We start from the raw sequence: 25,540 nt of genomic DNA, 5'->3' as shown, positions 1-25,540 counted from the left end.
GGCCCCCGACCTGGGAAGAAGAGCTCGTGAGCGACGACGAACCGCCCCCGTCCGGCCGCCCCACCGGCCCCCCGTCCGGCCCCCTCTCCGACCCGTCCCGCCCGGGCCCGACCACAGGCCCACCGAGCGGCCCGGGCGAGGGCGACACCAGCGGGGGCGCCCACGACGACGGCGGCCACGACGACACGATCGCGGCCGACACGGGCGGCGGGACGTACGGCCCGGGCGGCCGAGGCGGACCAGGCGGACCTGGTGGCCCAGGCACCGGCCCCGGCGGCCCGGACCGGGGCTCGGGCGAAGGCCCAGGCGGCCCGGACGGCCCAGGAGGTCCCGGTGGCCCCACCGGCCCAGGCGAAGGCGAAGGCGAAGGCGAAGGCGAAGGCGAAGGCGAAGGCCCCCCGAACCGTGGCGCGGGCGACGCCCGCCCCTGGTGGCACTCCGCCCCCCGAATCGCCCTGATGACCGCCGCAGCAGTAGCCGCCGTAGCGCTGATCATCGTCTTCACCCGCCCCGGCGGCTCCGGCGGCGGCAAGGGGGCCAACAGCGAGGTCTTCCTCCAGGCGGCGGGCAAGGACGGCCCGGAGCCCTTCACACCCTCCACGGCACGGACCGGTTCACCGCCCCCGAGCCCCCCGTCCCTGCCCAACTCGTCCACGTCGGCGTCCGCCAACGTGACGCGCGGCGTGGACGGTTCGGCGCCGGGTCTCTACGGCGGTACGCGGAACGTGGCGAGCTGCGACGTCGAGAAGCAGATCACCGCGCTCGGGACGGACCCGGCGAAGACCAAGGCGTTCGCCTCCGTCCTCGGCATCGGCCCGGACGACGTACCCCGCTACCTCCGCGCACTCACTCCCGTACAGCTCCGCGTCGACACCCGGGTGACCAACCACGGCTACCGCGACGGCTCCCCCACCGCCTACCAGGCCGTACTCCAGGCGGGCACCGCCGTCCTCGTGGACGACCGGGGCGTGCCCCGGGTGCGCTGCGCCTGCGGCAATCCGCTGACCCCGCCGATCGCCCAACTGGGCACGCCCAAGCCGACGGGCGACTCCTGGCCGGCGTACCGCCCGTCGAACGTCGCCGTGGTCGCGCCCTCGACCCAAGTGGTCGATGTCTTCGTGATGTTCGACCCGGACCACGACGAATGGTTCCAGCGCCACAAGGGCGACAAGGGCGGCGGCGACAAGAAGACCACGCCGCCCTCGCAGACGTACGAGTCGCCGAGCGCGCCTCCGCCGTGCTCCCCCTACCCGTCGTCGTCGACCGGCACCCCCACACTGTGCGCGCCGACGACCGCGACACCGTCACCGTCCCCGGAGTCCAACTCCCCATCCACGCAAGCGCCTTCGGCCTCACCCGGGGCATCGACGCCGTACGCTCCCGCGACAACACCGCCGGCTTCCGCTCCCGGAGGTTACTGACCCTCAGCTGCCCGCCCGGCAATCCCCGGATCGGAGTACCCAACCCCACACGAGTGATTCGAACTACGGATGACCGGCACGCTGCCCAGTCCTCCCAAGCATCATGCCCCGAAAGTCGAACTTCCGATCGAGAACTGGCCGTTACGCCACGCTGATCAGCAGCGTTAGGCAGGTGTCACGTTCCGCGAGAGCCGACCGAGGAGCCGTCATGCAGCCGTCCCGCAGCGCCGCCGAGACCGACCGCAGTTCGAACAGCGCACCACCGGAGCCGCCCCCGCCCACCGAGATCACCTTCTCGGGCTCGTTCGGGAAGAACCCGCTCGGGGAGGCGTCGTTCCGCCATATGTGTTCCCGGCTGCCGTCCGTCCTCGGTCAGACGTGCCGGATGGCGTGGCGGATCGACCGGGGCGCGGTGGTCCTGCTGGTGGTCTGCCAGGCGGTGACAGGCCTCGCGGCGGCGCTGCTGCTCGGCGCGACAGCGCGCGCGATGCGGCCGATCCTGGGCGACGGCCGGGCGGCCGACCGGCTCGACGCCGCGTTACCGGCCCTGGTCGTCATCGCGCTCGCAGTGGCCGTCGCGCGCGTGACCTCCGCCCTCTCCTCGTACGCGGACGGCAGGATCACCCCGCCGCTGACAACGGCCGCCGACGCCGCCATGGTCGAGGCGGTGTGCCGGGTGGAGGCGTCCGCGTACGGCGAGGAGGGGTTCGCCGACCGGCAGGAGGCCGCCGAAATGGGCGTGATGCGGACCAACTTGATGGTGAAGGACGCCCAGCATTTCATGGCGGCCGTCATCCGCATGACCGCCGCCGCAGGCGTCCTCACCGTGCTGCATCCCCTGATGCTGGGCCTGCTCGTACTCGCCGTACTGCCCGCCGGGGCGGGCGCGGTCATGTCGGCGCGGGTCGACTACGAGACGCACTACGCCAATGTGGGCGACCGCAATGTGCGCGGCATGATGCGCTGGTGGGCGACCACGCCCAAACTCGCCGACGAGGTGCGGGCCAACGGCATGACCGGCTATCTGATGTTCTGGTACCGGTCCCTGTCCGAACGCATCGACCGCCGCACCCTCGCCATGGCGCCCCGGCTGCTGCGTATCTCCCTGGCCACCTCGGCCCTCGGCGGCGCCTTCCTCCTCGCCACCTGGGCCACCCTCGCGTGGCTGGCCGTGACCGGCCGGGTCGGTCTCGGTGTGGCCGCGACCGCCGTCGTCGCCGTACAGAGCTCGCTGGCGGCGCTGTCGCAGGTGGTCACCTACGGCGCCGCGATGTTCCACACCAGTCTGTACCTCGCCGACATGCGCTCGTTCCTCGACTTCGCGACCGAACGCGCCCCGAAACGCGGCGAGTTGGCCGCACCGGAGCAACCGAAGGAGATCCGGCTCGACGAGGTCGTCTACCAGTACCCCAACAAGGCGACCCCCGCCGTGAACCGGGTCTCACTCACTCTGCGGCGCGGCGAGGTCGTCGCGGTGGTCGGCGAGAACGGCTCGGGCAAGTCCACCCTGACCCGGCTCATCACCGGCCTGTACCTCGCCGACAAGGGCCGGGTGGTGTGGGACGGGGTCGACGTGGCCGCCGCCGACCCGGAGACGGTGTGGCGGCGCACCGGGCTCGTCCCGCAGTTCTTCGGCCAGTGGCCGCTGGCCGTGCGGGAGAACATCACGCTCGGCCAGCCCCGCACCAACCACGACGACCCGGTCTGGGACGCCGTCGACGCGGTCGGGATGCGCGAGGCGGTGGAGGAACTGCCGCGCGGCCTGGACACGTTGCTGGCCCGCGAGCTGTGGGGCGGCAGCGAGCTCTCCGGCGGGCAGTGGCAGCGCATCGCGTGCTCGCGCGCGCTGTACCGCCGTCCGCCGGTCCTGATCCTGGACGAGCCGACGTCGGAGATGGACGCGCGCGGTGAGCACCGGATGTTCAGTGTCCTCAAGGGCATCGCGCGCGACCGCATCACGATCGTCGTGACGCACCGCATCGAGAACACCCGGATGGCGGACCGCATCGTGGTGATGGAACGCGGCCGGATCACCGAGCAGGGCACGTACGAGGATCTGCTGCACTCCGGCGGCCTGTTCAGCGAGTTGCACGCGCTGTCCCAGGACCGCTAGCGCGGCGGCGGGGGCCGCCCGGCCAGTCCGGGCGGCCCCCGGTACCGTAGATCCCTCCGACCGCACCACCACCCGATCCCTGAAGGGTTGTCACCCCATCCGATGTGCGCTAAGCCGACGATGAGCCGCGAGCCGCGAGCCGCGAGCCGCGCGGGGCTTTGGGGCGGGCTGCGCGTAGCGTTTCGGGGTGGCCATGCACGCTAGCCAGCCCCTTCGCGTACCCGTCGGGGATGACGCCCACCGCTGGAGCACGTTTCGCGGCGAGAAGACGCTCGTCGTAGCCGCGCGCACGGTCACCTCGACCGTACGCGTACTGGAGTGCCTGCCCGCCCTGCTGCGCGGCGACGAGAAAGTGACCGTCGTCTTCGCGTACGACCCCACGTCCGCCTTCAACGACGGCGTCCTCGACCTCCTGCACGACGCCGGATGCCGGGTCATGCCCTGGTCGCAGCTGAGCGCGGTCTCGCCCGACCTCATCGTCTCCGCCAGCGAGAACATCGAGGTCCCGGACGGCGACTGCCCGGTCCTGGTCCTGCCGCACGGCATCGGGTTCCAGAAGTTCGTGCCGGATTCGCGTTCCGCGCGCGAGCGGCTGTCGGGCGTCGTGCCGGACCCGCTGCTCGAAGCGGGCCGCGCCTGGCTGGCCGTCTCGCACCCCGGCCAGGAGGAGCAGCTGCTCGCCGCGCACCCGAAGGCGTCAGGGCACACCCTGCTCGTCGGCGACCCCTGCTTCGACGAACTCCGCGCGGGCCTCGACGACGCCGAGGCGTACCGCCGAGCACTGGGAGTCGCGGACGGGCAGCGGCTGGTGGTGGTGAGCTCCACCTGGGGCGCCACGTCACTACTCGGTGGACTCCCCCACCTGCCTGCCCGACTCCTGGCCGAACTGCCCTGCGACGAGTACCGCGTGGCCGCGATCCTCCACCCCAACATCTGGTCCGGCCACGGCGCCTGGCAGATCCGTACGCTCCAGGCCGCCGCCCTCGACGCCGGGCTGATGCTCATCTCCCCGGTGCACGCGTGGCGCTCCGCGCTGCTCGCCGCGTCGGTGGTGATCGGCGACCATGGTTCGGTCACGCTGTACGGGGCCGCGCTCGGCAAACCGGTACTGCTCGGCGCGTTCGGGGAGGACGCCGTACCGGGCACGGCCGTCACCGACCTCGGCCGCAGCGCGCCCCGCCTCGACCCGCACGGCGATCTGCGCGGCCAGATCGAGGAGACCCTGCGTACGCACACTTCAGGTCGGTACGCGGAGATCGCCGACCGCGCGTTCGCCGCCCCCGGGGAGGCGCTGACCCGGCTGCGGACCTGCATGTACCAGCTCATGGGGCAGCCGGAACCCACGGACACCCCGCCGCCGGTGCTCGCCCCGCCCCTGCCGGACCCGGTGGGGGCGGCGGTCACGTCTTGGGTGGTCACCACATCGATGACCGCGTCGGTTGCGGGGCGCCCGGCCATGACGCTGCGGCGGCGCCCCGCCGCCGTCTCCGACGACGTCGGGGAGGCGCCGGACACGTACGTCCATCTCGCCTGCGACGTCCAGGAGCGCGACGGGCGCCTCACGGAGAGCGCGTCGGTCTTGGTCCGGCAGCCCCCGACGGACACGGCGTCGGCCGCCGTGCGCTGGGTGCGCGACACGCTCGACCGTTTCCCCGGCAGCCTGTTGGCCGCGGCCCCGGTGCGCGGCGGCACCACTGTGGTGGGGTTGCGGGACGGGCGGATGGTGGAGGCCACGGCCACCGGCTCGCTCGGCGACCCGGGCCTGACGGCCGCCGTCGTCTACACCTGCCTGCGGGCCGAACTCTCCCTGGACGACGCGGTGGTGACGCTGCGGATCGGGGACGTACGCGAGGAGGATGTGGTGGTGCGGCTACGGCCGGAGCCTTCTTGCTGACAACTCGGTCTGCGGGCCGGAGCCCTCATGCTGACGACTCTGGCTGCTTTACGGTCCCCGGGGCGAGGGCTCGTAAAGCAGCTCGCGCGCCTCAACCGCACCCCGTCCGCGCTCACCCCGCGTCGTCGAGCCCCGCCACCCGCTCCCGCAGCGCCTGCGCCTCCGGGTTGCCGTGCGACTCGTAGATCTCCAGAGCCCTGGCCAGATGAGCGCGGACGACCGACGGCTCCTGGCCCGTCCGTTCCTCGATCGCGGCCAGCGCCACCAGCGCCTGCGCCTCGTAGTGGTCCGCCTTCTGCTCATGCAGCGCGGCGGCCGCCTCGGTCAGGGCCGCGATCGCCCGGTCGGTGTCGCCAAGGTGGTCATGGGCGAAGGCGAGGGCGATCGTCGCGCGCGCCGCCATCCTCGCGTCGCGGCAGTCGAGCAGCGCCCGGTGCGCACCGCGCAGGGTCTCCAGAGCCAAGGCGTGCTCGCCGTGCGCGTCCTGGGCGCAGCCCAGGAAGTACGACGCGATGGCCGCACCGCGCAACTCATCCGCCCCCGTGTTGAGTTCGAGGGAACGCCGGTACGCCGCCATCGCGCGGTCGAGGTCGAAGCGCTCCCAGTACCGGCCCAGGAACTCCTGCACCGAGGCGCACACCCTCGCGTTCCCCGACACCTCGGCGCAGGCGACCGCCGCCTCCAGCTGGGCGCGCGCCGCGTCGTACTCACCGAGGTCCATCAGCGGCCGCGACAGCAGACTGCGCAGCCGCGCCTCGGCCGCGGGCTCCATGCACGCGGCCGCCGCCTCTGCCCCCAGCTCCAGGGACTCCTTCCAGGACGCCAGGTGCCTATGGTGGAGGAACAGCACGGTGTACGCCTCGGCCAGCGGCCACACCAGATCGGCGAGGCCGTGCCGCGCCCCGGCCCGCACCATGTCGAGGATGTTGTGGCGCTCGGCCTCCAGCCAGTCCAGCGGATCCGGTCCACCCTCGCCCGCGAACGGATCGGGTGCGTCACGCAGCAGCGCACCCAGCTCGGCCACCCGCAGCCGGTCCTCCCGGATCGCCCGGTCGGCGAAGGCGGCGAGTGCCAGATAGTGCCTCAACACCCGCCGTACCAGGTCCAGTTGGATCCCGTCCGCCTCCTCTCGCGCGGCACACCGGCGCGCATGCAGACGTACGAGACCGTGGAAGCGGTAGCGGCCGTCCTCCGGTTCCACGTCGAGGAGGCGCAGCTCTTCCAATGTGTCGAGCTGCACGCGGGCAGCCGCCGTGGTGATGTCGGCGGCGACCGCCGCTGTGCCCGCGTCGAAGGTGCGGGCGGGCAGGAGCGACAGCAGGCGGTACATCCGGGCCGCTTCCGGAGCGAGCTCGCGATACGTGAGATCGAAGACAGCGGCCACCGAACGCTCCTCCCTGACGGATGACGCGGACCCCACGGTCATTTCCGTCAACGGGTCGGGCACATCGGCCAGTTCACGGGCGAGCCGCGCCATGGTCAGCCCCGGCGTGGTGACCAGCCGAGCCGCCAGCACACTGAGCGCCACCGGCAACCCGCCGCACAGCTCGACAAGCCGCTCGGCGGCCGACCGTTCCGCCTCCACCGCGTCGGCCCCGCACGTACCGGCGAGCAGATGCAGTCCGCCCTCCGCGTCCAACGGCTCAAGGGGCAGCAACTTGGCGCCCTCCACGGCGAGTTCACCGAGCCGGGCGTTGCTCGTGGCCAGCAGCACACTCCCCCGACCCTTGGGGATCAGCGATCTGACCTGCGCGGGGTGGCTCACATTGTCGAGCACGACCAGCATCCGACGGCTCGCCGAGTGCGTACGGAACCGTGCGATACGGGCGTCCATGGCCTGCGGGATCGCGGACTCGTCGACGCCGATGGAGACGAGGCAGCTGCGCACGGCATCGGAGACGTCCCCGCCGCCGGACAGCCCGCCCAACGGGGCGAAGTCGACATAGATCTGGCCGTCGGGGAACAGATCCCGTCCGCGTTCCGCCCAATGACAGACCATCGACGTCTTGCCCACGCCCCGCATCCCGTAGACGAGCCCCAAGCGCACTCTCGCGGAGGTGTCATTCCGCTCGGCCCCGAACCAGTCATCGAGGGCCGCGATGTCCTTCGTACGGTTGATGAAGTCGACGACCAGGGGCGGGACTTCGTCCGGTGTGACGTCCGGTCCGGGCGACGGCTGCGGTTGTACGTGGAAGGTGATGCCGCCGTGAATCTGCGCGGCCTGCACGCTCGGCCCGTGCACCACCCCCGACAGCTCGTTGCGCACGCCGCGCGACGAAGCGCCGAGCTCGCCCAGCAACTCCCGCAACTCCTGCGCGGCGGTGGGATCCGCCCGCAGCATCCGACGGATCCGCAGCCGCCACTGCTCCTCGATGTCGGCGGCCCCCTCGTCATCCCCCGCCGCACGAGCGGCCAGCAACTCCTCGCGCGATGCCTGCAACTCATCGACCAGCCGACCCGTGTCGTCGTCCCCGCCGCCCCGGCTGAACACCCGAGCCAGCCGCCCCCGGGCCTGCGTCCAGGCGTCCGACACCATGAGCGTCACCATCGTCGTCGCCCCCGACACGGCAAGCGCCGTCAGCTCAGCTTCCATGGCTCCCCCACACCCGAGTGAATCACCGATGCCACGGTAGAGAGCGGGGGGCTGGTTCGGTAGTCGACGCTCTGCCTGATGGGGGGCGAGTTCGATCGATCTGCGGGGCGGCGGTGACTGACCCTATGGCTCTCAAGCCTGCTCCTCGCGTTCGGCCTCACTGGCCACGGTGCAAACCGTCTTGCCCGAGACAGCGTTCAGCGATGTCGCAAATATCCATGTGTGGTGTGCCGGTAGCGCCGGATACGTTGCCCCTCATGAACGTGACGTTCACCAAGCTCGGTGGCCGCCGCTATCTCATGACGGTCGTCCGCGAGCACGGCCCGGAACTGGCGCCACGGCAGGGCCCTGGCTATCACGACCACCTGCCGCATGACGCCGTCCACTTCCTGGTCGAGGCCGAGGCGCGGCTGTCCGGTGGTGCCTTCGGGCGGATCGCCGCCGGGCGCAACAACATCTTCTGGCCGACCGACCCGGCGGCGCGCAAGCGCCAGGCGCGTCATGAAGCGAAGCGCCCGCCGAGTGCGGCCGAGCACGCCGATATGGCCCGTTCCGAGGAACTGGCCTCCGTGTGCCAGCCGCTGTGGGAGTTGAGGGCGGGCCACCTTGCCGAGCCGCCGTCGTGGTTCTCCCGGGTGGATCCCGCCGTCCTCAAGTCGCCTGTGGTGGAGCGCATACTGGCGCGCTTGGACGAGTTCGCCGCGAGCTGGCACGCACTCCCGACGGGCGGCAGCGTCACCCTGTCCTGGCCGGCGCACGCCTGACGCACGTTTCCAGGATCCCGGCCCCTAGTCATGGTTGCCGCACGCACACTGCACCCTCGAAGTGTGGTGTCCCACTACATGTCCGCTTGACCAGCGCGTTTCTACGGTGTGGCGACACGTAACCGTCCCCGCCGAACCGCCGGAAGTGGTGACCATGGCCGCCCCAGCCCCCGCTCCCCCACGCCCCACCAACCTCCCCCGTATCGTCGCCGCCAGTCTCATCGGCACGACCATCGAGTGGTACGACTTTTTCCTGTACGGATCCGCCGCCGCGCTGGTCTTCAACAAGTTGTTCTTTCCCGGGTCCGACCCGCTCGTCGGGACGCTGCTCTCCTTCCTGACGTACGCCGTGGGGTTCGCCGCCCGGCCGTTGGGTGCCCTGGTGTTCGGGCACTTCGGGGATCGGATCGGGCGTAAGAAGCTGCTCGTGCTGAGTCTGCTCATGATGGGCGGGGCGACCTTCTCGATCGGTCTTCTGCCGACGCACGCCACTGTCGGCTCCGCCGCGCCCGTGCTGCTCACCGCGTTGCGGCTGGTGCAGGGGTTTGCGCTCGGGGGTGAGTGGGGCGGGGCCGTGCTGCTGGTGTCGGAGCACGGGGACGCTCGGCGGCGCGGGTTCTGGGCCTCGTGGCCGCAGACCGGCGCGCCCGCCGGGCAGTTGCTCGCGACCGGGGTGCTCTCGGCTCTCACCGCGCTCCTTTCCGACGACGCGTTCCTCTCCTGGGGGTGGCGTGTCCCGTTCCTGCTGTCCGGCGTCCTGGTGATGGTCGGTCTGTGGATACGTCTCTCTGTCGATGAATCACCTGTGTTCAAGGCCGCGTTGGCCCGCGCCAAGGCACGCGAAGTCGTCGAAGCCGACGGTGTCGCCGAAAAGCTGCCGCTCGTCGCCGTACTGCGCGACCACTGGCGTGATGTCCTGGTCGCGATGGGCGCGCGCATGGCGGAGAACATCAGCTACTACGTGATCACCGCCTTCATCCTGGTGTACGCGACGACGTCGGCCGGGATGGCCAAGCAGACCGCGCTCAACGCCGTATTGATCGCCTCCGCCGTGCACTTCGCCGTGATTCCCGCGTGGGGCGCGCTCTCCGACCGGATCGGGCGGCGGCCCGTCTATCTGATCGGCGCGGTCGGTGTCGGTGCCTGGATGTTCCCCTTCTTCTCGTTGATCGACACGGCGGACTTCGGGAACCTGGTCCTCGCCGTCACCGTCGGACTGGTCTTCCACGGCGCCATGTACGCGCCCCAAGCGGCCTTCTTCACCGAGATGTTCGCGACCCGGATGCGGTACTCGGGGGCGTCCATCGGCGCCCAGTTCGCCTCGGTCGCCGCCGGCGCGCCCGCGCCGCTCATCGCCACCGCCCTCCTCTCCGACTACGACAGCTCGACCCCCATCGCGCTCTATGTGATCGCGGCCGCCGTCCTCACAGTGATCGCCATCGCCTTCGCCCACGAGACCCGCCACCGCGACCTCGACGACATCGAACGCGCGGACCGCGCCCAGGACTCGGTCAGCGTCTGACCGCCGTCGACATCGCGTGCAGCCGCAACGCCAGCTGGATCTCCAGTGCTCGGGCCGGACACTGCCAGTCCGGCCCGAGCAACCGGCCTATTCGCTCCAGGCGTTGGGCCACCGTGTTCACATGGACGTGCAGGTCGTCCTTGGTGCGCGCCGGGCTCATCCCGCTCGCGAAGTACGCGTCGAGGGTGCGCACCAGGTCGGTGCCGCGCCTTTCGTCGTACGTCACGACCTCGCCGATGGTGCGGTCGACGAAGCTGTCGATGTCGCGGGTGTCCGCGAGGAGCAGGCCGAGGAAGCCCAGGTCCGGGGCGGCCGCGCCCTCGCCGGACCGCCCCAGCAGCCGCAGCGCCTCCAGGCACCGGCGCGCTTCCCCGTACGCCTCGGAGACCGAGCCGGGGCGCGCGGCGGGCGCCTCGACCGGGGCCGACGCGCCGACGGTGACGGGTTCGCGCAGGGCCGCGCCGAGTTGCTTCGCCAGCTGACGGGCGACGTCGGCCGGGGTGTCGGCCGGGCCGAGCGGCAGCAGCAGGACCGTGCCGCCGTCGCGGGCGGCGGCCAGGCCGTGCCGGGTCGCCGCCAGATGCGCGGCGGCCGAGCCCATGCGCTGCCGGTCGGCGGTCTGCCGCTCCGCCGTACCGTCCTCGGGCCCTTCCATGCGGGCGGCGAGGACGACGTGCGGGGCGTCCAAGTCGGCCCGCAGCCGCGCCGCGCGGTCCCGCAGCAGTCGGGGGTCGCGGCCCGGTGTGTCCAGCAGGTCGTCCAGGAGCTCACCGCGCACGCGCTGTTCGGCCTCGCCCGCCGAGCGCCGGGCGAGCAGCAGCAGCGAGGTGACCATCGCGGCCCGCTCCAGGGTGCGGCGGTCGACCGGGTCGAGCCCGGGGTGGCCGCGCAGCACGAGCGCGCCCAGCAGTTCGCCGCCGGCCGAGACCGTGGCCACCCAGTCCCGGCCGTTCCGTATCGCATGGCCGTCCGTGCCCGTCAGGTCGAGCGCGGTGAAGGCCGGTGAGTCGGCGTCAGCGAACTCGACTGCGCCGTCGAGGACTTCGGAGACCGCCCTCGCCACATCGTGGACGCCCCCGCCGCGCAGTACGAGTTCGGTGAGCCGGTCGTGGACCTCGGAGGCGCGCTCCAGGACCGCGCTGTGGTCCCGGATGATCTCGTTGGCCCGCTCCAGCTCGGCCAGGGCCGATCGGGTCTCGGCGAGGAGGTTGGCGGTGTCGATGGCGACGGCGGCGTGGGCGGCGAACGAGCCGAGGAGGGCGATCTCCTCGCGGGCGAAGACCCGGCTGTGCCGGTCGGCGGCGAAGAGCACGCCGATCACACTGCTCCCCAGCATCAGCGGTACGCCGAGGATCGCGACCAGCCCCTCGTCCCGTACGCCCGTGTCGATGGCCCGGGTGTGCCGGAAGCGCTCGTCGTCGAAGTAGCTCGATGTGACGTACGGGCGGGCGGTCTGGGCGACGAGCCCGCCCAGGCCCTCGCCCATGCCGAGCCGCAGCTGCTGGAAGCGGGCGGCCACCGAGCCTTCGGTGACCCGCATATAAGTGTCGCCCGCCACCGGGTCGTTGAGGCTCAGATACGCGACCTCCGTACCCAGCAGGGACCGTGCGCGCTGCACGATCGCCCGCAGCACCGCGTCCAGATCGCGCAGCCCCGCGAGGTCGTGGGCGGTCTCGAACAGTGCGGAGAGCTCGGCCTCCCTGCGCCGTCTGCCCTCCAGGTCGGCGCGGACCCGCAGGGCGAGCTGCCTGGCGGACTCCAGGGCGGCCAGCGCCTCGGGTCCGGCGCCGTCGGCGCGCGCCAGGAGCGCCGGCCGGTCGTACGCCTCGGCCGCCGCGCCGCGCGCCAGAAGCTCCAGGTAGGGGACTTCGGCGTACTCGGTGAACTGCGGGTGATCGTGGGACATGTTCACAGGGATACCTGCCGTACGGGCCACCGCGCCAGGCCTGTGGAAAAGTGTTGGCAGGGGCCGGTCACGTCGCGGATGTGCGTCAGTGGGCGGTCCAGCCGCCGTCGAGGGCGAGCGAGGTCCCGGTGATGAACGACGCCTGCGGGGTGCAGAGATAGGCGACCGCCTCGGCGACCTCGGACGGCTCCACGAGACGTTTTAGCGCGGAGTCCTTCAGTAGCACCTCGGCCAGGACGCGTTCCTCGGGGATGCCGTGGGCGGCCGCCTGGTCGGCGATCTGCTGCTCGACGAGAGCGGTGCGGACATAGCCGGGGCTGACGCAGTTCGAGGTCACCCTGTGCGCGGCGCCTTCCAGAGCGGCGGTCTTGGAGAGCCCTTCGAGGCCGTGCTTGGCCGATACGTAGGCCGACTTGTACGCGGAGGCCCGCAGTCCGTGCACCGAGGAGATGTTGACGATGCGCCCCCAGCTCTGCCCGTACATGTGCGGCAGCGCCCCTCTGATCAGCCGGAACGGCGCCTCCAGCATCACCGTGAGCACGGTGTGGAACATCTCGGGCGGGAACTCCTCGATGGGGCGCACCAGTTGCAGCCCGGCGTTGTTCACCAGGATGTCCGTGCCGGTGGCGGCCTGTTCGGCCGCCTCCAGGTCGGTCAGGTCCAGGACCAGCGGCTCGATGGATCCGGCGAGGCCGGTGTCCGCCGCGGCCAGGGCGTCGAGGCCCGCGGCGTCCCGGTCGACGGCCCGCACCTTGGCGCCGGCGACGGCCAGGCGCAGGGCGCAGGCCCGGCCGATGCCGCCGGCGGCTCCGGTGACGAGCGCGGTGCGGCCGCCCAGGTCGAGGGCGACGGGTGCGGGGACGGGACCAGGTGTGGTGGGCGTGGTCATGTTTCCGACCCTAGGCAGTGCGCCCGCCCACCACCCATGTGGTCCGCACCCACACTTCAGTGCTCGGTCATAGGCGCGAACCATGTCGGTCCATCGGCCAGCGCCTGTTTGATGCGGAAGAGGGCGAACTCCTGGAGCTCCGGCAGCGCGTCGACCGGGAACCAGCCGACCTCCAGGGACTCCTCGTCGTTGACGCGTGCCTCGCCGCCGACGGCCCGGCAGCGTAGACAGATGTCCATGAACTGACAGTTGTCGCCGTTGGGATAGGTGACCGGCGGCAGCGCATCGACCAGGATCACCTTCTCGACCACGCACCGCACGGCGGTCTCCTCGTACACCTCGCGCACGGCGGTCTCGGCGGGCTGTTCGCCGGGCTCCGGGATCCCGCCGATGATCGACCACTCGCCGGAGTCGACGCGTCGGCCGAGCAGTACGCGGCCCTCGTCGTCGAAGACGACGGCGCTGACGCCGGGCAGGAACAGGAGTTGGTGTCCGGCCGTGGCCCGGATCGCGCGGATGAACTCAGGTGTCGCCATGGCCCCGACCCTAACGAGACTCCGCCGCGACGTCCTGTGCGTCACGACGCGCGCGTACCGTGCGGTTCACCGCCCAGCCGAGGCCCGCCGCTGCCAGCGCCACCAGCGCCCACTCGGGCGCGGTGCCGAGCCTCGTCGCCGGGGTCTCGGAGGAGCGCAGCGGCACCTTGGCGACGAGCGACGCGGGCGTGAACATCGCCGTCTTCTGGACCACCTTGCCGTCGGGCATGATCACGGCGCTGACACCGCTGGTGACGGGCACCGTGACGGCCCGGCTGTGCTCGACGGCCCGCACGCGCGACATGGCGAGCTGCTGGTAGGTCATCTCGCTGCGGTCGAAGGTCGCGTTGTTGCTCGGTACCGAGATCATCTGGGCGCCGTGGGTGACGGTGTCGCGCACGGCCCAGTCGAACGCGGCCTCGTAGCAGGTGGCGATGCCCACCTTGGTGCCCGCCATGTCGAAGACGCCCGGTTCGATGCCCCTGCTGAAGTCCTGGCGGACCATGGAGACATAGCCGGGGCTGAACATCTTGATGAAGCCGCGCAGCGGGATGTACTCGCCGAAGGGCTGGATCTGCCGCTTGTCGTAGGTGGCGCCGGGTCCCGTCTTCGGGTCCCACAGGACCTGCTCGTTGAAGAGGCTGCCGTCGCTGCGCTGGACGACCGCGCCCACCGAGATGGGCGCGCCGATCATCTTGGCGGCGTGGTCGATGTCGTTGTAGGCCTGTGCGTCGGTGTACGGGTCGACGTCCGAGGAGTTCTCCGGCCACAGGACGAAGTCGGGCTTGGCGGCCTTGCCCTGCTTGACCTTCTCGGCCAGGCGCAGGGTCTCGCGTACGTGGTATTCGAGCACGGCGCGGCGCTGCTCGTTGAAGCCGAGGCCCAGGCGGGGCACATTGCCCTGGATCACCGCGACGGTGGCCGTGCCGTTCTCGGCCGCGTCGCTGACCAGCGGGGTCGCGGCGAAGGCGGCGCCGACAGGCGCGACCAGGGCGAGCAGCGCGCCGGCTGCGGCCCCCGTGCGCAGGACGCCGGTGGCGCGCAGGCGCAGGGCGTGGCGGACGGTCTCGTACAGGCCGAAGCCGCAGAGCACCACGGCGAAGCCGAGCACCGGCGTACCGCCGAGGGCGGCCAGCGGCAGGAACGCGCCGTCCGCCTGGCCGAAGGCCAGCTTGCCCCAGGGGAAGCCGCCGAACGGCATACGCGCGCGTGCCGCCTCGGAGGCGATCCACATCGCCGCGCCCCACAGCGGCCACCCGGGCAGCCGGGAGACCACCGCGATCCCGGCGCCTGCGGCGGCGACCCCGATGGCCTCGATGGCCGCGAGGGCCAGCCACGGGCCGGGCCCGACCTCCACGCCCGTCCACACCAGCAGCGGCAGCAGGAAGCCGAGGCCGAAGAGGTAGCCGAGGCCGAATCCGGCCTTCCAGGTACGGCCGCGCAGACACCAGCCGAGCAGCGCGAACGCGGGTACCGCCAGCCACCACAGGGGCCGGGGCGGGAAGCTCAGATACAGGAGCACACCGGACAGCGCGGCCGTCGCGGGCCGTACGAGCCGGTGCAGCAGCCGACGGCCGCGCGAGGCGGCGGCGGGCTGCGGTTCGAGCTGCTCTGGCTCGGCTGTGGGGGTGGTGGTCGTGCTCACCCGGCGGAGTCTACGGCCGCGGGCTGTGGGTGCGGCAGCCCGATTCGTACAGTAACCGTCCTTATTCGTACGATCACCGCTTTCGGGGTCCTGCGATCGCCGGTGCTCACTCGGCGAAACGGCGGCGCTGGAACGTTTCTGCACATCTGTACCCACACCACGCTCCGCGCCGTTACGGTGTGCGCCAGTGGTTGGAGCGTCGGGGGGCGGGGATGAGCGCACGGGAAGGCCGGTCCGCCGCACCCGAACGCGCGGGCGGGGTCGATCTCGTCGGCGTCCTGGTGCTCGGCGCCTGCGCGGGCTGGTCGCTGGTGTCGGCGGCGGGGCGCGAGGCCCGGCCCGAGGGAGTACTGCTCGCGGTGCTCGCGGTCGCCGCCGGGTACGCGCTGGGCCGTATCAGCGGCAGCCTGGTGCCGGTCGCGGCCGCGACGGCCGCCGCGCTCGTAGGGCTTGTCCTGGCACTCGCGTCGCGGGACGGGGTCCCGGGCGCCACCGTCGACCCCTTGCCGGGCCACATAGGCGTCTCGGCGGCGCTCCCGGTGCTCGCCGCCGGTGGGGCCTGCTGCGCTGCCTGGGCGGCCCGTACGGCGGCGGTCCGGCTCGCCCTGCGGCTGCTGGCGGTCGGATGCGCGGGCGTGGCGCTCGCTCTCGGCTCGGTGGCGGGGTGCGCGGCGGCGCTCGGCGTGCTGCTCTGCTCGCTGGCGGCGGCCCGGATGCGCCGCCGGGCGGTCGGTCTCGCGGGGCTCGCGGCGGTCACCGCGCTGGTGGCGGTGGGGTCGGTGGCGGTGGCCGAGGACGCGCTGCCCAGCGGGCTCACCGTCTCGCTGCAGGGCCAGCTGACGCCGGAGCGCGTACTGCTGTGGCGGGACGCGGTGGAACTCGCCGAGGAGCATCCCGTGCGGGGCACCGGGCCGGACCGGTTCGGCGGCCTCAGCCCCGTCGCCCAGCGATCGGCGCTGACCGCGGGGAAGCCGCACTCCGCGCTGTTGCAGCAGGCATCGGAGCAGGGCGTGGTCGGCGCGGGACTGCTGGGCGCCGCGTACGGCTGGATGCTCTACGGGCTGTGGCGCTCACCCCGCAGCACCACGGTGGTCCTCACGGCTGGCGCGGCGCTGACCGCGCTGGCGGCGTTCGCCTGTGTGGGCAACGCGCTGAGCTTCACTCCGGTGACGATGGGCGCGGGTCTGCTGGCCGGACTGGCCACCGCCCGGCCAGCAGGGGACGGACAGCCGGAGGTGGAACGGGAGGCCGAAGCGCACCCCACGCGCGCGTAGGCTTCGGGGAAGTTCGCTGCTTCGCCCACCCCTCGTCCGGCACACTCCACGCGCGCGTAGGAGTCGGCGGAACCACAACGAGGGGGCCGCGAGCCCCGTATCAGGCCTCGGCCGGCTTGGACGTGCTCAGGAGGCGCAGGCGGGCACGGATCACGCGGACCGCCGCCTCGGCGTCGTCCACCGTGACGGTGAAGACGCGGCCGTCGCCGAGACGGAGGACGACGCCCTCGCCCCGGCGCACCACGACGGCGGTGCCCTTCTCGGGGCGCCAGCGATAGCCCCATCCGCCCCACTGGCGCGGGGTGACGCGCGGCGCGAAGTCCGCGCCGACCACATCGCCGAGGGGGATACGGCGGCGCGGCAGGCCGATGTGGCCGCAGCGCACTTCGAGGGAGTCGTCGTCGACCTTGACGGCCACATGGACGAAGGCGAGGGTCCCGTAGATCACCAGGAGACCGGCGGCGACACAGCCGATCACCGACATGAGCAGGGGAGCGATGCCGGACGTCCACGTGGAGTCGACCGCCAGCTCGATACCGAGGGCGATACAGGCAGCGCCGCCCGCCGCGAGCAGCCACTGGACACGGTTGGTCGCGCGACCGGTCCAGATCGCCGGCGGAGTGGCCGCCTCGGCACCGCTTTCCTGCGCCGGGGGCTCGGGGGGCAGATCCCTCATGCTTAGCAGACTACTCAGAATCCACTGGACCGGCAGCCACCCCACGCTCAGTGAGCGGTGCTGACCGCCTGCAGCAGAAGGCCTTCCTCGTAGCCGAGCGCGGGCTCGGGCAGCGCGGCGACACGGCCGCTGAGCAGCACGGTCACGCTGCCCGTCGGCGCGGCGTCGGGGGCCGGCTCGATGCCGGCGCGGCGCAGTGCCTGGGCAGCGACCGCGGACGCGCTGCCGTAGAGCTCGGGCGCGGGCGAGCCGGGCCGGGTGACCGCCGTACGGATCCGTTCGGCGACCAGTTCGTAATGGGTACAGCCCAGGACGACGGCCCTTACATCCGAGGGGGTGCGCTCGGCGGCGGCCGCGATGGCCAGCTCGATCGCGGCCTCGTCGCCGTGCTCCAGTGCGTCGGCGAGTCCGGGACAGGGGACCTCGGTCACCTCGACGCCGTCGGCGAAGTCACCGATCAGCCCACGCTGGTACGGACTGCCGGTGGTGGCGGGCGTCGCCCAGATGGCGACGGGGCCGCCGCCCGAGGCGGCCGGCTTGATCGCCGGTACGGTCCCGATCACCGGGATCCGGGGCTCCAGTTCGGCGCGCAGAGCCACCAGGGCGTGCACGGAGGCGGTGTTGCAGGCGACGATCAGCGCGTCCGGCCGGTGCTCGGCGGCGGCGCGCGCCACGGCGAGAGCGCGCGCGGTGATCTCCTCGGGGGTGTGCGGGCCCCACGGCATGGTGTCCGGGGCCGAGGAGAGAACCAGGTCGGCGTCGGGCCGCATCCGGCGTACCGCGGCGGCCGCCGCCAGCAGGCCGATTCCCGAGTCCATGAGCGCGATCTTCACCCGGTCACCATAGTCGACCGCCCTTGCGCACCGGCTCAGGTGGTGCAGACTGCGGCGGATGAGCGCCCTCGCATGGATCGCCTCGGTGTCACTGGCCTGCTGGCTCTGGCTGCTGCTCGGGCAGGGGTTCTTCTGGCGCACCGACCAGCGTCTGCCAGCCCGTTCCGCCCCGCCCGACTGGCCGGATGTCGCCATCGTCGTCCCGGCCAGGGACGAGGCCGAGGTGCTGCCGCGCAGCCTGCCCACACTGCTCGCCCAGGACTATCCGGGCCGGGCCGAGATCTTCCTGGTGGACGACGGCAGTTCGGACGGCACCGGCGAGCTGGCCCGGGCGCTGGCCGCACGCGAGGACTGCGCGCTGCCGCTGACCGTGATCGCGCCCGGTGAGCCGGGGCCCGGCTGGACCGGGAAGCTGTGGGCGCTGCGCGAGGGGATCGCGGTGGCCCGCACCCGGGATCCGGAGTATCTGCTGCTCACGGACGCCGACATCGCCCATGAGCCGGACAGTCTGCGGGAGTTGGTGGCCGCGGCCCGCTCCCAGCGGCTCGACCTGGTGTCGCAGATGGCGCGGCTGCGGGTCGCGAGCGGCTGGGAGCGGCTGGTGGTGCCCGCCTTCGTGTACTTCTTCGCGCAGCTCTATCCGTTCCGCTGGATCAACACCCCGGGGGCGCGTACGGCGGCCGCGGCGGGCGGCTGCGTCCTGCTGCGCACCGAGGCGGCCGAGCGGGCGCGCATTCCGGAGTCGGTGCGCCAGGCGGTCATCGACGATGTGTCGGTGGCGCGCGCGGTGCGGCGCTCGGGCGGCCGGATCTGGCTGGGGCTCGCCGAGCGCGTCGACAGTGTGCGCCCGTATCCGCGCCTCGCGGACCTGTGGCGGATGGTCTCGCGCAGCGCGTACGCCCAGCTGCGGCACAACCCCTTGCTGCTGCTCGGTACGGTCGCGGGGCTCGCGCTGATCTATCTCGTGCCCCCGGTCACGCTCTTCGCCGGGCTGCTGCGGGACGACGCGGTGGCGGGCTGGGCGGGCGCGCTCGCGTGGCTGGTGATGGCCGGGACGTACGTACCGATGCTGCGCTACTACCGCCAGTCGCTGCTGCTCGCCCCGCTGCTGCCGTTCACCGCGCTGCTGTATCTGCTGATGACGGTGGACTCGGCGGTGCAGCACTACCGGGGGCGCGGGGCGGCGTGGAAGGGGCGCACTTATGCGCGGCCGGAGGCGTCGCCGGATCAGTGAGCCGGGCCAGTGCGCCGAGCAACCGACCTGAGTCGCCCGAACCACGCCCACGCGCGCGTCATTTGCGACCAGGTGTCCAGTTCATGCCCCAGCCGTACGCCTGGTCTATGGTCCGCTGCGGGCTGACCCCGCGCGCGGGCACCAGATAGCGGGCCTCGCGCTGGACGACGAGGTCTCCCCCGGTGTTGGTGATCAGCGCGAGCGCGCAGACCGTGGACGGCACGGTGCACTCGTCGAGGGAGAAGTCGATCGCCGCGCCGTGCTGGGGCTGGAGGGTGACCGTGGCGTGCAGATCGGCGAAGCTGCGCGCGCCTTCGTAGATGGTGACGAAGATGAGCAGGCGGCGGAACTGGTCCTTGTGGTCGAGGTTGACCGTCAGGTTCTCACCGGATGAAACGGCTCCGGTGCGGTCGTCGCCGTCGAGGTGGATGTACGGGGGCCGGTTGAGCGAGCCGAAGGCGTTGCCCAGGGCCTGGACGACTCCCTTGCGGCCGTCGGCGAGCTCATAGAGGGCGCAAAGGTCGAGATCGAGGTCGGTGTGGTTGGCGACGGCCCGGCCCAGCTTGGCGCCCCAGCCGCTGAACTGCTTGCGCACCTGCCAGTTGAGGTTGACCCGCAGGGCCCCGGACCCGCCGCCCTGCTTGGCGAGTGAGACCGTGGGCGCAGCCTTGGTCAGCGTCACTTTGCTCAGGCGTACAGGGGCGGGCGGCGCGGCCGGGGGCGGCGGGGCGGCCGCCGTGAAGGCGGGGACGGTCGGCGCGGGCGCGGGCTGTACGGGCGGCGCATAAACAGGCGGCGTGGTCACCACCGGCGCCACGGCCGGGACGGGCGGCGAAGGCGGAGACGGCATGGCTGGCGCCGCGGCCGGCTTGTCGACCGTGATCCCGAAGTCCGTTGCCAGCCCTTCGAGTCCGGAGCCGTACCCCTGCCCCACCGCCCGGAACTTCCAGGCGCCCTGGCGCCGGTACAGCTCCCCGAGGATGAACGCCGTCTCGACGGTCGCGTCCGTGCTGTCGAAGCGGGCCAGTTCCGCGCCGCCCTCCGCGTCGAGCACCCGGACGCACAGTCCGGGGACGCGGCCAAACGTTCCTCCGTCGGCGGAGGCCGCGAGCACCACCCGCTCCACGTCGGGCTCCACGCGCGCGAGGTCGACGTACAGCGTGTCCGTCACACCCTCGGGGGAGGTCCGCTTGCCCTCGTGGCGTACGGCGCCGGAGGCGTGCGCGGGCTGGTTGTAGAAGACGAAGTCCGCGTCCGAGCGGACCTTTCCGGTGGCCGCCGCGATCAGCAGCGCCGAGGCGTCCGCGTCCGGCACCCCTGGACCCGAACGCCAGGCCAATTCGACGCGTACGCTCCGCGCCGGCACAGGAACATTGGACCCCTTAAGCATGGACATGCTCGCCCCCATCGCGACTCCGGGTGCCGAAAAGGACTTTCCGCACCGCCAACCTAACCCCCGGCGGACGTTCCGGCACCCGGCGGTAACCCCTCCCGAGCTCGGCCTTTACACGATTCGTACGCTCCTGGGCGACCGATTTTCCCAGATTCGCTCGCATTGGGGATGGGCGGTCACTCCGAACCCGTGAAACAACCCTCTTATCGGGCTCCCCAACGACCACATCGTGGGCTTAACTTATGTGCCATGACCTCCCCCCGCTCCACCTATGGCGGCGGTTACTACTCCGCGCCGTCCTTCCCGGACACCCCCATCTACGACTCCCTCGTCGCAGAACGGGGTACGCCTCAGATCGCCCCGATCCGAGTGCCTTCCATGTACGACACCGGCAGCAGCAACTATCTGCCGGCGCTTCCGGCCGCGCTTCCCGCCCTGCCCGCCGGTCCCTCGCAGCAGCCCGCGTACGCCTCCTCGTACGGCTACCAGCAGGCGCCGCAGCCGATGCCGCTGCAGCAGGCGCCCGCGCCGTACATCCCGCAGCAGGTCGGCGTCCCGCGCGGCTACCCGGCCCCGCAGGCCCAGCAGCAGCGCCCGATGGCGCCCACCGGCTACGAGGCGATGCGTCCGGCGGCTCCCCGCCCGGCGCCCGCGCCCTCGCCGTACGACGGCTACAACCAGCCGTACCAGAACACGGGGTACTGAGCCGCCCCTTCCGCCGTTCGACCGGATGTCCGAGGCGGCTGGCAAGATTGGTTCATGGAGAGCCGAGTTCAGCCAGTCGTCCGCGATATCCACATCTACCCAGTCAAGTCGGTCGGGGGGTTCCGGCTGGACGAGGTGGAGGTCGAGCCGTGGGGTCCGGCCGGTGACCGTCGCTGGATGGTCGTCGACGCGGACGGGAAGGCCGTCACCCAACGCGAGCAGGCGCGGCTCGCATTGGCCGCCGCCGGCACACTGCCGGACGGCGGCATCCGGCTGTCCGCGCCCGGCCAGGAGGACCTGACGGTCTCCGTGCCCGAGCCGATCGGCGCGAGCGGGGTCAGCCTCTTCGGCAAGAAGGTCAAGGCGATACCGGCGGCCGACGCCGCACACGAGTGGTTCAGCGACTACCTCGGGGCACAGGTGCGGCTGGTCCACCTCGACGATCCCGCGACGCGGCGGCCGATCGACCCGGACTTCGCGCTCCCGGGCGAGACGGTGAGCTTCGCCGACGGCTTTCCGCTGCTGGTGACGACGCTCGCCTCGCTGGACGCGCTCAACTCGCTGATCGCGCAGGGCGACCGGCCGCAGGAGGGCCCGCTTCCGATGAACCGGTTCCGCCCCAACGTCGTCGTGGACGGCACCGACGCCTGGGCCGAGGACGACTGGTCGCGGATCGCGATCGGCGAGCTCGCCTTCCGGGTCGCCAAGCCCTGCGGCCGCTGTGTCATCACCACGACCGACCAGTCGTCCGCCGAGCGCGGCCGCGAGCCGCTGCGCACGCTGGGCCGCCACCGCCGCTTCGGCACGAAGCTGGTCTTCGGGCAGAACATCGTCCCCGAGCGGCCCGGCGTCATTCGCACCGGTGATCCCGTGCGCGTTCTCGCATAGCGGGCGCGGCTGCGGGAACTCGTGGGGGCAGTGGACGCGTTGTGTGGGAGGGGGCGCGGGTGACGTTGCTCTCTCTTGGTCCCGCCCGTGCGTACGCAGTGCCGTTCGGGGCCAGGACGGAAGCGGAAGGGGGTGTGATTCAGTGCGATCCGCAGTGGGGGTGTGGCGTTGGCGGAAGAACCCCTTACGCCGCCGTACGGATCTCGTGGAGGCGTGGGTGGCGCTGACCGCCCTGGTGTTGGCGGTGCTGGCCATGCCGGTGCTCGGCAGTGTGTGCGGGGTGATGAGCGACCGTGCGCTGCACCGCACGGTCGTCAGGGAGCAGCGCACGCGCCACGCGACGACGGCCGTGGTGGTCCGCGAGACGCACGACCACAGCACGGCGTCCGACTTCGACGGCCTGGGCGGCGGCCGCGAGGGCCGGGTACGGGTGGTGGCCAACTGGACGGCGTACGACGGAAGTGCGCACACCGGCACGGTCTCGGCGCCCCGGCGCTCGGTGCCGCCGGGCACCACCTTCCGTATATGGACCGACGACAAGGGCATGCGCACCAGCCGCCCGCTGGACGCCGCAACGGCGCACGCTCACGCGGTCTTCGCCGGGCTGGGCGCGGCCCTGGCGGCGGCCGGTCTCGTCGAGGGCATACGAAGGCTGGTCGTATGGCGCCTGGTGCGACGGCGGTACGCCCGTCTCGACCGCGCCTGGGCCCGATGCGGTCCGGACTGGGGCCGCACGGGAGCAGGCAGCTGACCGGTCAACTCACCGGCCCCGCGCGCGCTACGGTGGACCATCAGTCGCACGTACAGCGTTCGCACGCACGAGGTGGGGGCACAGCAGCGCCATGGCTCAGGGCACGGTCCAGGTAACCCACACCGGCACGTCGAGGTGGCGGCGCCGCACCGGCGAGTACGCCTCGCTCGCCGCTGCCCTGGAGGCCGCCGCGGACGGCGACGTCCTCACGGTCGCGCCCGGCACGTACCGGGAGAACCTGGTGCTGCGACGGGCCATAACGTTGCGCGGCCCCGAGGGGTCCGCCGGGTCGGTCCGGATCGCCCCTGTCGACGGCGTGCCGCTCACCGTGCGCGCCTCCGCCACCGTCCAGGACCTGCAGTTGGAGGGCCAGGACGCGGCGGCGCCCGCGCTGTTGATCGAGGACGGCGCGCCCGAGCTGTGCGACCTTCGGGTGGTCACGCGCTCGGCGGTCGGCATCGAGGTGCGCGGCGCGGCCCGCCCCACGGTGCGCCGCTGTGTCGTGGACAACCCGGGCGGCGTCGGCATCGGCGTACTGGACGGCGCGGGCGGGCTGTTCGAGGAGTGCGAGGTGGTCGCGGCCGGCCAGTCGGGTGTCTCGGTGCGCGCCGGGGCCCACCCGCGTCTGGAGCGCTGCCGGATCCACCACGCCTGCGGCGCGGGCCTGTCGGTGACCGGTGAGGGCAGCGGTCTGGAGGCGCTGGGCTGCGAGGTGTACGAGATCAAGGGCGCCGGGGTGCAGATCGCCGCGCGCGCCACCGCCCACCTCACCGACTGCACGGTCCACCGCACCTCGGCGGACGGCGTCACGCTGGACACCGACGCCGTGCTGACCCTGGCCGACTGCGCCATCCACGACATCCCCGAGAACGGGGTGGATCTGCGGTCCCGTTCAGTGCTGACGCTGACCCGCTCGGCGGTGCGCAACTTCGGCCGCAACGGACTGTCGGTATGGGACCCGGGGACCCGGGTGGACGCCAACCAGTGCGAGATCCACGACAGTACGGGCGACTACCCGGCGGTCTGGGTGAGCGACGGCGCGACCGTGGTCCTGGAGGCGTGCCGGGTGCACGACGTGCCGGACGCGCTGTTCGTCCTGGACCGGGGCTCGCGGGCCGATGTCGTCGACAGCGACATCTCGCAGGTGCGCAACACCGCGGTCTCGGTGAGCGACGGCGCGACCGCCCAGCTCGACGACTGCCGTATCCGCGAGGCTTCCACGGGTGCCTGGTTCCGCGACCACGGCAGCGGCGGCACCCTCGCCAACTGCACCATCGACGCGGCGCAGACCGGCGTGATCGTCACCAAGGGCGCCGACCCGAGGATCGAGCGCTGCACGGTCACCACCCCCGCCGAGGCCGGTTTCTATGTCTCCGCCGAGGGCCGGGGCACCTTCCACGGCTGCCGGGTGACCGGCAGCGGCGGCTACGGCTTCCATGTCGTCGACGGCTGCCGTACGACGCTGACGCGCTGCCGTACCGAGCGCTGCGCGCGCGGTGGCTACGAGTTCGGCGAGGACGGGCCGGTCGTCGAGGACTGCACCAGCGACGAGAGCGGTGTGCGCTCGGCCGCGCACGAGCCACCCGCCCCGCAGACCGCCACCCAGACGATGGGGCTGCTCTCCACCGTCCCCGGCCCGCGCCCGACCGGGACCGCGCCCGTCGAGGTGAGCGGCGCCGACCCAGCCCGTACCTCGCAGGCGGTCCTCGGTGAACTCGACGCGCTGGTGGGCCTGGAGAGCGTCAAGCGCGAGGTGCGGGCGCTCACCGACATGATCGAGGTGGGCCGCAAGCGGCAGCAGGCGGGGCTCAAGGCGGCCTCGGTCCGCCGCCACCTCGTCTTCACCGGCTCCCCCGGCACCGGCAAGACCACGGTGGCCCGGCTCTACGGCGAGATCCTGGCCTCGCTCGGGGTGCTGGAGCGCGGGCATCTGGTCGAGGTGTCCCGGGTCGACCTCGTGGGCGAGCACATCGGGTCGACGGCGATCCGCACCCAGGAGGCGTTCGACCGGGCGCGCGGCGGGGTGCTCTTCATCGACGAGGCGTACGCCCTGTCCCCCGAGGACTCGGGGCGGGACTTCGGGCGGGAGGCGATCGACACCCTGGTGAAGCTGATGGAGGACCACCGCGAAGCGGTGGTGGTGATCGTCGCCGGGTACACGGCGGAGATGGAGCGGTTCCTGCGGGTCAACCCCGGGGTGGCGTCCCGTTTCTCACGGACCATCACCTTCAGCGACTACGTTCCGGAGGAGCTGCTGCGGATCGTGGAGCAGCAGGCCGAGGAGCACGAGTACCGCCTGGGAGACGGGTCTTCGGAGGCGCTGCTGAAGTACTTCACGGCGCTGCCCAAGGGCCCGGCGTTCGGCAACGGACGCACCGCGCGCCAGACCTTCGAGTCGATGGTGGAGCGGCACGCCGGACGGGTCGCCCAGCTCGCGGAGGCGAACACCGACGACCTCACCCTTCTCTATCCGGACGATCTGCCCGAACTCCCTTAAGAAACA

Annotated in this window: 19 protein-coding genes; 11 read left to right on the top strand and 8 right to left on the bottom strand. The window is 72.2% G+C overall.

Annotated elements, in window-relative coordinates:
* The first annotated feature begins 26 nt into the window (after positions 1-26).
* The 3 genes from ACT1U9_RS28325 to ACT1U9_RS28315 all read left to right on the top strand — a co-directional run bounded on the left by ACT1U9_RS28325 (position 27) and on the right by ACT1U9_RS28315 (position 5,428).
* Entirely contained in the window at positions 27-1,421 is a 1,395-nt protein-coding gene (locus tag ACT1U9_RS28325) for a DUF6777 domain-containing protein (protein ID WP_444535450.1), read from the top strand.
* 208 nt (positions 1,422-1,629) lie between these two features.
* The gene (locus ACT1U9_RS28320) at positions 1,630-3,534 is read left to right on the top strand and encodes an ABC transporter ATP-binding protein (RefSeq protein WP_444535449.1); all 1,905 of its coding nucleotides are present in this window, start codon (positions 1,630-1,632) and stop codon (positions 3,532-3,534) included.
* Positions 3,535-3,727: 193 nt separating this feature from the next.
* Positions 3,728-5,428, top strand: coding sequence for a hypothetical protein (locus tag ACT1U9_RS28315; RefSeq protein WP_444539270.1), 1,701 nt, complete (start codon positions 3,728-3,730; stop codon positions 5,426-5,428).
* A 112-nt stretch (positions 5,429-5,540) separates the two neighbouring features.
* On the opposite strand, the gene ACT1U9_RS28310 is transcribed toward ACT1U9_RS28315, so the two are convergent.
* Positions 5,541-8,021, bottom strand: a complete 2,481-nt coding sequence (locus ACT1U9_RS28310) for an ATP-binding protein (RefSeq protein ID WP_444535448.1) — start codon at positions 8,019-8,021, stop codon at positions 5,541-5,543.
* A gap of 257 nt (positions 8,022-8,278) precedes the next feature.
* Here ACT1U9_RS28310 and ACT1U9_RS28305 point away from each other — a divergent pair, with 257 nt between their 5' ends.
* On the top strand, positions 8,279-8,785 hold the full coding sequence (locus tag ACT1U9_RS28305; protein ID WP_444535447.1) for a hypothetical protein: 507 nt from the start codon (positions 8,279-8,281) through the stop codon (positions 8,783-8,785).
* A 154-nt stretch (positions 8,786-8,939) separates the two neighbouring features.
* On the top strand, positions 8,940-10,307 hold the full coding sequence (locus ACT1U9_RS28300; protein WP_444535446.1) for an MFS transporter: 1,368 nt from the start codon (positions 8,940-8,942) through the stop codon (positions 10,305-10,307).
* On the opposite strand, the gene ACT1U9_RS28295 is transcribed toward ACT1U9_RS28300, so the two are convergent.
* From ACT1U9_RS28295 to lnt, 4 genes are all read right to left on the bottom strand, one after another.
* Positions 10,297-12,213: a helix-turn-helix domain-containing protein gene (locus tag ACT1U9_RS28295; protein WP_444535445.1), complete on the bottom strand. Its 1,917-nt coding sequence runs from the start codon at positions 12,211-12,213 to the stop codon at positions 10,297-10,299. The two genes, ACT1U9_RS28300 and ACT1U9_RS28295, sit on opposite strands and share 11 nt — an antisense overlap.
* 85 nt (positions 12,214-12,298) lie before the next feature.
* On the bottom strand, positions 12,299-13,102 hold the full coding sequence (locus ACT1U9_RS28290; RefSeq protein WP_444535444.1) for a 3-hydroxybutyrate dehydrogenase: 804 nt from the start codon (positions 13,100-13,102) through the stop codon (positions 12,299-12,301).
* Positions 13,103-13,158: 56 nt separating this feature from the next.
* Entirely contained in the window at positions 13,159-13,638 is a 480-nt protein-coding gene (locus tag ACT1U9_RS28285) for an NUDIX hydrolase (RefSeq protein ID WP_444535443.1), read from the bottom strand.
* A 10-nt stretch (positions 13,639-13,648) separates the two neighbouring features.
* Positions 13,649-15,283: an apolipoprotein N-acyltransferase gene (gene lnt, locus ACT1U9_RS28280; RefSeq protein ID WP_444535442.1), complete on the bottom strand. Its 1,635-nt coding sequence runs from the start codon at positions 15,281-15,283 to the stop codon at positions 13,649-13,651.
* 212 nt (positions 15,284-15,495) lie between these two features.
* On the opposite strand from lnt, the gene ACT1U9_RS28275 reads away from it, so the two are divergent.
* Positions 15,496-16,557: an O-antigen ligase family protein gene (locus ACT1U9_RS28275; protein ID WP_444535441.1), complete on the top strand. Its 1,062-nt coding sequence runs from the start codon at positions 15,496-15,498 to the stop codon at positions 16,555-16,557.
* Between the two features lie 100 nt (positions 16,558-16,657).
* Here the strand turns inward: ACT1U9_RS28275 and ACT1U9_RS28270 are convergent, their stop codons facing one another.
* Entirely contained in the window at positions 16,658-17,233 is a 576-nt protein-coding gene (locus ACT1U9_RS28270; protein WP_444535440.1) for a hypothetical protein, read from the bottom strand.
* A 47-nt stretch (positions 17,234-17,280) separates the two neighbouring features.
* Positions 17,281-18,066, bottom strand: coding sequence for a glutamate racemase (locus ACT1U9_RS28265; protein ID WP_444535439.1), 786 nt, complete (start codon positions 18,064-18,066; stop codon positions 17,281-17,283).
* Between the two features lie 58 nt (positions 18,067-18,124).
* Here ACT1U9_RS28265 and ACT1U9_RS28260 point away from each other — a divergent pair, with 58 nt between their 5' ends.
* Positions 18,125-19,300 (top strand): glycosyltransferase, encoded by a 1,176-nt coding sequence (locus tag ACT1U9_RS28260; protein WP_444535438.1) that lies wholly within the window; start codon positions 18,125-18,127, stop codon positions 19,298-19,300.
* A gap of 58 nt (positions 19,301-19,358) precedes the next feature.
* On the opposite strand, the gene ACT1U9_RS28255 is transcribed toward ACT1U9_RS28260, so the two are convergent.
* Positions 19,359-20,708 carry a TerD family protein gene (locus ACT1U9_RS28255; protein WP_444535437.1) on the bottom strand — a complete coding sequence of 450 codons (1,350 nt, stop codon included), beginning with the start codon at positions 20,706-20,708 and terminating at the stop codon, positions 19,359-19,361.
* Between the two features lie 234 nt (positions 20,709-20,942).
* Between ACT1U9_RS28255 and ACT1U9_RS28250 the strand changes: the two genes are divergently transcribed.
* The 4 genes from ACT1U9_RS28250 (at position 20,943) to ACT1U9_RS28235 (ending at position 25,534) form a co-directional block, all read left to right on the top strand.
* On the top strand, positions 20,943-21,398 hold the full coding sequence (locus tag ACT1U9_RS28250; protein WP_444535436.1) for a DUF6643 family protein: 456 nt from the start codon (positions 20,943-20,945) through the stop codon (positions 21,396-21,398).
* Positions 21,399-21,452: 54 nt separating this feature from the next.
* Positions 21,453-22,286, top strand: coding sequence for an MOSC domain-containing protein (locus ACT1U9_RS28245; RefSeq protein ID WP_444535435.1), 834 nt, complete (start codon positions 21,453-21,455; stop codon positions 22,284-22,286).
* A 142-nt stretch (positions 22,287-22,428) separates the two neighbouring features.
* Positions 22,429-23,037 (top strand): Rv1733c family protein, encoded by a 609-nt coding sequence (locus ACT1U9_RS28240; RefSeq protein ID WP_444535434.1) that lies wholly within the window; start codon positions 22,429-22,431, stop codon positions 23,035-23,037.
* Between the two features lie 91 nt (positions 23,038-23,128).
* The gene (locus ACT1U9_RS28235) at positions 23,129-25,534 is read left to right on the top strand and encodes a right-handed parallel beta-helix repeat-containing protein (RefSeq protein WP_444535433.1); all 2,406 of its coding nucleotides are present in this window, start codon (positions 23,129-23,131) and stop codon (positions 25,532-25,534) included.
* Positions 25,535-25,540 lie beyond the last annotated feature (6 nt).

The sequence above is a fragment of the Streptomyces sp. BR1 genome, assembly GCF_052373795.1.
Lineage (GTDB): Bacteria > Actinomycetota > Actinomycetes > Streptomycetales > Streptomycetaceae > Streptomyces.
The sequence above is the reverse complement of the archived record's forward strand: the minus strand, read 5'-3'. Positions and strand labels throughout refer to the sequence as shown.